This is a genomic window from Streptococcus suis, from assembly GCF_002964045.1.
GTDB classification, from domain to species: Bacteria; Bacillota; Bacilli; order Lactobacillales; family Streptococcaceae; genus Streptococcus; species Streptococcus suis_U.
The window spans coordinates 1-269 of record NZ_POPB01000514.1 but is presented as its reverse complement, the minus strand read 5'-3'; the positions used below and the strand labels follow the sequence as shown (position 1 = coordinate 269).

The 269-nt window shown below is 31.2% G+C and carries 1 protein-coding gene; it reads left to right on the top strand.

Annotated features, from left to right (window positions below; genetic code table 11):
- Positions 1-253, top strand: a 253-nt coding sequence (locus C1E99_RS15300; protein WP_238146241.1) for a hypothetical protein, incomplete at its 5' end; no start/stop codon positions are given.
- Positions 254-269: the final 16 nt, after the last annotated feature.

The window sequence follows — 269 nt, the reverse complement described above, 5'->3', positions numbered from 1 at the left end:
GATCCAAGAAGAACAACCAGAAAGAGCCATACTACTCAAAAGAAACAAAGCTGCAATTCCAAGCTTCTGCTTTTTTTTCATTTCGTTTTTTCCTTTACATTTTTCAGTGGAATCTCCTAAAATTAACTCTGTATTTTACATAGAATTTACAAGATATTTCCACTCATCCACTATATCATATAAAAAGACAAGTTGCAAAAAAAATCTGCTGATTTATTTTAAAATCTCAGCCCTTTTGGAAAGCCATTTTTAAGCGTTCCAGATACAAT